The sequence below is a fragment of the Streptomyces botrytidirepellens genome, assembly GCF_003721215.1.
GTDB classification, from domain to species: Bacteria; Actinomycetota; Actinomycetes; order Streptomycetales; family Streptomycetaceae; genus Streptomyces; species Streptomyces himastatinicus.
In genome coordinates, this window is record NZ_RIBZ01000678.1 from 1 (window position 1) to 6,051 (window position 6,051).

Annotated in this window: 8 protein-coding genes and 1 pseudogene; 1 reads left to right on the forward strand and 8 read right to left on the reverse strand. The window is 71.7% G+C overall.

Going from position 1 to position 6,051, the window contains the following annotated elements:
* The 8 genes and pseudogenes from EEJ42_RS52020 to proS all read right to left on the reverse strand — a co-directional run.
* A pseudogene (locus tag EEJ42_RS52020) lies at nt 1-181 on the reverse strand (hypothetical protein); the annotation flags it as partial.
* Nucleotides 182-243: 62 nt separating this feature from the next.
* Nucleotides 244-594: a 50S ribosomal protein L19 gene (rplS, locus tag EEJ42_RS35485; RefSeq protein WP_123106328.1), complete on the reverse strand. Its 351-nt coding sequence runs from the start codon at nt 592-594 to the stop codon at nt 244-246.
* Between the two features lie 133 nt (nt 595-727).
* Nucleotides 728-1,570 carry a tRNA (guanosine(37)-N1)-methyltransferase TrmD gene (gene trmD, locus EEJ42_RS35490; RefSeq protein ID WP_123106329.1) on the reverse strand — a complete coding sequence of 281 codons (843 nt, stop codon included), beginning with the start codon at nt 1,568-1,570 and terminating at the stop codon, nt 728-730.
* On the reverse strand, nt 1,567-2,118 hold the full coding sequence (rimM, locus tag EEJ42_RS35495) for a ribosome maturation factor RimM (protein WP_123106330.1): 552 nt from the start codon (nt 2,116-2,118) through the stop codon (nt 1,567-1,569). Before rimM ends, trmD begins: the two co-directional genes overlap by 4 nt.
* Nucleotides 2,119-2,217: 99 nt before the next feature.
* A complete protein-coding gene (locus tag EEJ42_RS35500) occupies nt 2,218-2,457 on the reverse strand; it encodes an RNA-binding protein (protein ID WP_003958958.1) in 240 nt (79 codons plus the stop codon).
* A gap of 2 nt (nt 2,458-2,459) precedes the next feature.
* Nucleotides 2,460-2,903, reverse strand: coding sequence for a 30S ribosomal protein S16 (gene rpsP / locus EEJ42_RS35505; protein ID WP_009714739.1), 444 nt, complete (start codon nt 2,901-2,903; stop codon nt 2,460-2,462).
* Nucleotides 2,904-3,058: 155 nt separating this feature from the next.
* The gene (locus EEJ42_RS35510; RefSeq protein WP_009714740.1) at nt 3,059-3,652 is read right to left on the reverse strand and encodes a hypothetical protein; all 594 of its coding nucleotides are present in this window, start codon (nt 3,650-3,652) and stop codon (nt 3,059-3,061) included.
* 255 nt (nt 3,653-3,907) lie between these two features.
* On the reverse strand, nt 3,908-5,323 hold the full coding sequence (gene proS, locus EEJ42_RS35515) for a proline--tRNA ligase (RefSeq protein WP_123106331.1): 1,416 nt from the start codon (nt 5,321-5,323) through the stop codon (nt 3,908-3,910).
* Between the two features lie 309 nt (nt 5,324-5,632).
* Between proS and EEJ42_RS35520 the strand changes: the two genes are divergently transcribed.
* Nucleotides 5,633-6,051 (forward strand): methyltransferase domain-containing protein (locus EEJ42_RS35520; protein WP_342778377.1); only part of this gene is annotated, 419 nt, incomplete at its 3' end.

Below are 6,051 nucleotides of genomic sequence, written 5' to 3' on the forward strand. Positions count from 1 at the left end.
CGCCGGGCGCCCCCGCCCGCGGGCGACGCCCGGCGGGGGGCTGGTCCGCGGAGGGCTCCTCCGCGGGAGGCTGCTCCGCCGGGGGCTCCTCCGGGGTATGCGAAGAGCGCGATCGCTCCTCGTGCTCCGGGTCGGAACAGGAGGAGCGATCGCGCTCCGCGAGCCGTCCTTCGATGTCCATCGGGCGAGAGCCTATCCGGCCCGGCCGGGACATCCGACGGGAGCTCAGTAGTCGAGCAAAACTCAGCTGGTGCGCTTCTCCTTGATCTTCGCGGCCTTGCCGCGGAGGTCACGCAGGTAGTACAGCTTCGCACGGCGCACGTCACCGCGGGTGACGACCTCGATCTTCTCGACGATCGGGGTGTGCACCGGGAAGGTGCGCTCGACGCCGACGCTGAAGCTCACCTTGCGGACGGTGAAGGTCTCCCGCACGCCGGAGCCCTGGCGGCGGATGACGACGCCCTTGAACTGCTGGACACGCGAGCGGTTGCCCTCGATGACGCGGACGTGAACGTTGACCGTGTCGCCGGGGCGGAAGGTCGGGATGTCGCTGCGCAGCGACGCGGAGTCGACGTTGTCGAGCAGGTGAGACATGATCGTCTGCTTTCTTCGCTGATGCCACAGGTCATCAGCGGCATATCGGAATGTTGATTCGGAGTGCCGCCCTCATCGGGCGAGCGTCGGTCCCCCTGTGGCAGGGGCGCACGCCCGGACGTACGGCAGCGGCCTATTCTTCCACGGCCCGGTGTGGCCGCCCAAATCGGGCCCGTCCCCCGGTTTCGCCCGCCCCCGGCAGCTCCTCCCAGCCGAGATCGGCCAGGAGCGCGCGGTCGTGCTTGTCGAGCGTCGCCGGGTCGCAGCGTTCGATCAGATCGGGGCGGTGGGCGCTGGTGCGGCGGAACGCCTCGTCCCTGCGCCACCGGGCGATCTTGCCGTGATGGCCGCTGACCAGCACCTCCGGGATGCCCCGGCCGCGCCACTCGGGGGGCTTGGTGTAGACGGGACCCTCCAGCAGGTCGGCCATCGCGCCCGGGGCGAAGGAGTCGTCCTGGTGCGACTCGGCGTTGCCCAGGACACCGGGCAGCAGCCGGGCGACGGCCTCGGTGATCACCAGGACCGCGGCCTCGCCGCCCGCCAGGACGTAGTCGCCGATGGAGACCTCGTGGATCTCCAGCCGCTCCCCGTACTCCTCGATCACCCGCCGGTCGATGCCCTCGTAGCGCGCCGGAGCGAAGACCAGCCAGGGGCGCTCGGACAGCTCCACCGCGAGGGTCTGGGTGAACGGGCGGCCGCTCGGGGTGGGCACCACCAGCGTCGGCTTGGGCAGCCCCTCGCCCTCGCCCGACGCGATGATCGCGTCCAGCGCCTCGCCCCAGGGCTCGGGCTTCATGACCATGCCGGGGCCGCCGCCGTACGGGGTGTCGTCGACCGTGTTGTGCCGGTCGTGCGTCCAGGAGCGCAGGTCGTGGACGCGGACGTCGAGCACGCCGCGGGCGCGCGCCTTGCCGACCAGCGAGACGTTCAGCGGCTCCAGGTACTCCGGGAAGATCGTGACGACGTCGAGCCTCATGACGGCGCCTCCTCACGGCCGGTGGCGATCTCCGCCTCGGCCTCGTCCAGCAGTCCCGGCGGCGGGTCGATGACCGCGCGCTGCTCCTCCAGATCGATCTCCGGCACCATCTCGGAGACGAACGGGATCATGACCTCGCCGCCGTCGGGCCGCTTCACGATCAACAGGTCCTGGTACGGCAGATGGGAGATCTCGGAGATCCGGCCGACCGCCGTGCCGTCCACGGTGACCACGTCGAGGTCGATCAGCTGGTGGTCGTAGAACTCCTCGGGGTCCTCGGGGACCTCTTCGGGGTCGACCTCCGCGATGAGCAGCACGTTGCGCAGCGCCTCCGCGCCCGTACGGTCCCGCACCCCCTCGAAGCGCAGCAGCAGCCGGCCGCTGTGCACCCGGCCGGTCTCGATGGTCAGCGGCCCGGCCGAGGCGGGCTCGGTGGCCAGCACGGCGCCCGGGCCGAGCCTCAGCTCGGGCTCGTCCGTGCGCACCTCGACGGTGACCTCGCCCTTGATGCCATGGGCACGGCCGATCCGCGCGACAACCAACTGCACGATGCATGTCCCTTTCCCGCACACGGGCCTTCACGCACACGGGCCGGGGACGGCCCAAGGCCCTCCCCGGCCCGTGCCGGTGCTCCTCTTGATCGCCTCTCAGCTGACCTGATCCACGTCGACGAGGTCGACGCGGATCCCACGGCCGCCGATGGCGCCCACGACGGTGCGCAGCGCGCGGGCGGTGCGGCCGTTGCGGCCGATCACCTTGCCCAGGTCATCAGGGTGGACCCGGACCTCGAGCACGCGTCCGCGACGCAGGTTGCGCGAGGCGACCTGCACGTCGTCGGGGTTGTCGACGATGCCCTTCACCAGGTGCTCGAGGGCTTCCTCGAGCATCCTCAGGCCTCGGTCGACGCGGTGGACTCAGCAGCCTCGGCCGCCTCGTCCGACTTCTTCTCGGACTTCTTCGCCTTCGGGGTGATGGCCTCACCCTTCGGCTCGTCACCGGCGTCCTTGGCCGCGGCCTCGAACAGGGCGCGCTTGTCGGCCTTCGGCTCGGCGACCTTCATCGGAGCCGGGGCGGGCAGGCCCTTGAACTTCTGCCAGTCGCCGGTGACCTTCAGGATGGCGAGCACCGGCTCGGTCGGCTGGGCGCCGACCTTCAGCCAGTGCTGCACGCGGTCCGAGTCGACCTCGATGCGCGACGGGTTCTGCACCGGGTGGTACAGGCCGATCTCCTCGATGGCCCGGCCGTCACGGCGGGTGCGGGAGTCGGCGACGACGATGCGGTAGTGAGGCGAACGGATCTTGCCCAGACGCTTCAGCTTGATCTTGACTGCCACGGGAGTGGTGTCTCCTGGTCTTGACGTGGTTGAGCACTGCGAAGTGCCGCGTGGGGTTGCGGTACCCGAGTGCCCGATGGACGCGTCAGCCGGAGGAGAGAGGGGTCCTGGTCGGCTGTCGAGTACAGCGGACCATTCTGCCACACCGTGACCGGTCAGCCGACCGCGGCCACCGCGTCCGGAATCCGGAAGGGCTTCCCGCAGCCACCGCACATGATCGGCGCCTGGGCCAGCACCGACGGAACGACGCGGACGTTGCGCCCGCAGTCGCACACCGCCTTGACCCGGACGCCGCCCCCGGACGAACCGTGCCGCGCCGCGGGGCCGCGGAAGGCGCGGGAGGTCTCGGCGGCGGTCGCGACGGTGTGCGCCTTGAGGGCGCGGTGCAGCCGGTCGATCGTGGTGCGATAGCGCTTTCTCGCCTCGGGACTGAGGGTGACCAGCGAGAAGCCACTGCTGGGATGCGGCTCCTCGGAGTGGTCGAGACCCAGCTCCTCGGCGATCGCCAGGAACCGGCGGTTGTGGTAGCGGCCGGCGCGCGAGGTGTCACGGACACCGCGGGCTGCGGCGATGCCATGGACTGCCTCGTGCAGCAGCCGTTCGAAGGAGAGCTCGGCGCCACATGCGGACGACGACTCTCCGATCAGCGATTCGGGCGCGGCGAGATCTGGCAGCTCGGGGTGGTGCCGTTGAATATCGGCCCACGCCTGTGCCAGCTCTGCGGCGAGTACAGGTGGTGTCGTGCTCACGTCGTGCTAACGAGCAGGAGCCGCCCGGTGTTCCGATTCCGGGGCATCTCAAATAATTTGCACGTACCAGTCAGTTCAGCGCTGATGCGTCGCGACGAGGGCGGGTGCGCACATGCATGGATGAGCCGCCCACGGCGCACCAAGGCGGTACGTACCACCTCGTACGGCCCGTACGGCCCGCCCGTAGACACCGGACCGCCCGGGGCCACCGGCCCGCGGACCCCGCGTCGCCCGGACGCCGCTCGGAGCCGCCGCTCAATAGGCGCGCGCCACATAGGCGACGTTACCTGGCGCGTCATCGGCGTCCGGCACCGCCCCGTCCTCGGTGACGAGACACCGTACGGACACCGCCCGCTCGGCGAGCGCGACCTCGCCCTCCGGGCCCAGGTCGGTCCACCGGATGCGCGCCCAGCCGCCCGCGGCCGCCGCCTCCGCGGCCTCCTCCACGGTCCGCGCCTCCACCGTGCGCGCCATGCGGCGCTCCCGCGCCTGGCGCAGCAGCAGCGCCTGGTCCTCCTCCAGCGCCTTCGGCACCGCCTCGGCCAGCAGGTCGGTGCGCACCGGTTCCTTGCCGCCCGGGATCCGCCGGGCGAGCGTGGCGGTACCGGCCTCCAGATCGCGCGGGCCGATCTCGACGCGCACCGGTACGCCCCGCAGTTCCCAGTCGACGGCGCGGCGGCCGAAGGGGATGTCGGCGCGGTCGTCGACCCGGACCCGGACGCCCGCCGCCGCCAGCCGGTCGCCCGTCTCGCGGACCGCGGCCAGCACCGCGGGGTCGCCCTTGACCGCGAGGACGACGGCCTGGACCGGGGCCAGCCGGGGCGGCAGCCGCAGCCCGTCGTCGTCGCCGTGCATCATCACCAGCGCGCCGACCATGCGGGTCGTGCTGCCCCAGGAGGTCTGCCAGACCAGCTCCTGCTCGCCGTCCCGGGACAGATAGCGGGTGTTGAAGGCGCGGGCGAAGTTCTGGCCCAGCTCATGGCTGGTGCCCAGCTGGAGCGCCTTGCCGTCGCCCATCATCCCTTCGAGGGTGAGGGTGTTGACGGCGCCCGCGAAGCGCTCCCGGGCGGTCTTGCGCCCCAGGACGACGTCCATGGCGAGCACGTTCTCCATGAAGTCGGCGTAGACGTCGCGGTGGATGCGGGCGGCGAACTCCCGGGCGTCCTCGCACGTGGCATGGGCGGTGTGGCCCTCCTGCCAGAGGAATTCGGTCGTCCGCAGGAAGAGCCGGGGCCGCAGCTCCCAACGCACCACATTGGCCCACTGGTTGATCAGCAGCGGCAGATCGCGGTAGCTCTGCACCCACTTCGAGAAGTACTCGTTGACGATCGTCTCGGAGGTGGGCCGGACCACCACCGGCTCCTCCAACTCCTTGCCGCCGCCATGGGTGACGACCGCGAGCTCGGGCGCGAAACCCTCGACGTGCTCGGCCTCCCGCGTCAGATACGACTGCGGGATGAAGAGGGGGAAGTACGCGTTCTGGACGCCCACCGCCTTGATGCGGGCGTCCAGGTCGCCCTGCATCCGCTCCCACAGCCCGTAGCCGTACGGTCGGATGACCATGGTGCCGCGCACCGGACCGTTCTCGGCCAGCTCGGCCTTGTTGATCACATCCTGGTACCAGCGCGGAAAGTCCTCCGCGCGCGGGGTGAGAACGGGTGCCTTGGCCATGCCGCCGATCGTACGGCGGCGGCGCGGCCGACCACGGCGAATTATCGCCCGGGGCGGACCGGGAGCGGTCGCGGCGCCCTCGGGAGCGGGGCGGATACGAGGGCGTGCGGGGGCGCACGGAGGGGGCACGCAAGCACGGCCGTGAAAGCTCTGGACGCGGGGACGGATGCGGAGTTCTCTGGCATACGGGGGTGGGACGCGACGAGCGGGTGTCCTGTGGAAGAGCCCGGCACCATCCACACGGCACCCCCTGGCGCACAACGGCGGATCTGACGACGGCACTGCTCTTCGCTGATTGGGGCCCTTTCGATGACATCTACGCTCGTACGGCGGCGCCGCCCGCACCCCTCCCCGCCGCGCACGGCGGACCCCCACGACCGCGCCCGCGACTGGGCGGAGATCCAGGAGCGGATGCTGGTGCCGCTGTACGAGGCCGTGTACGAACGGCTGGACATCGGCGCCGGAACGCGGCTGCTGGGCCTGGGCTGCGGCTCGGGGCTCGCCCTCCTCATGGCGGCCGGACGCGGCGCGGACGTCTGCGGGGTCGACACGGACGAGCCGCGCCTCGCGCTGGCGCGGGAGCGGCTGGCCGACCCGGTGCGGCTGGGGCCCGGCGGTCCGGAGTCGGCGTGCGCACGGGAGGCGGCGGGGACGTCCGGCTTCACGGTGGTGACCGCCTTCGAGCCACTGCCCGCCCTGGCGGCGGGCGGCCCCGGCGGCCTCGCCGC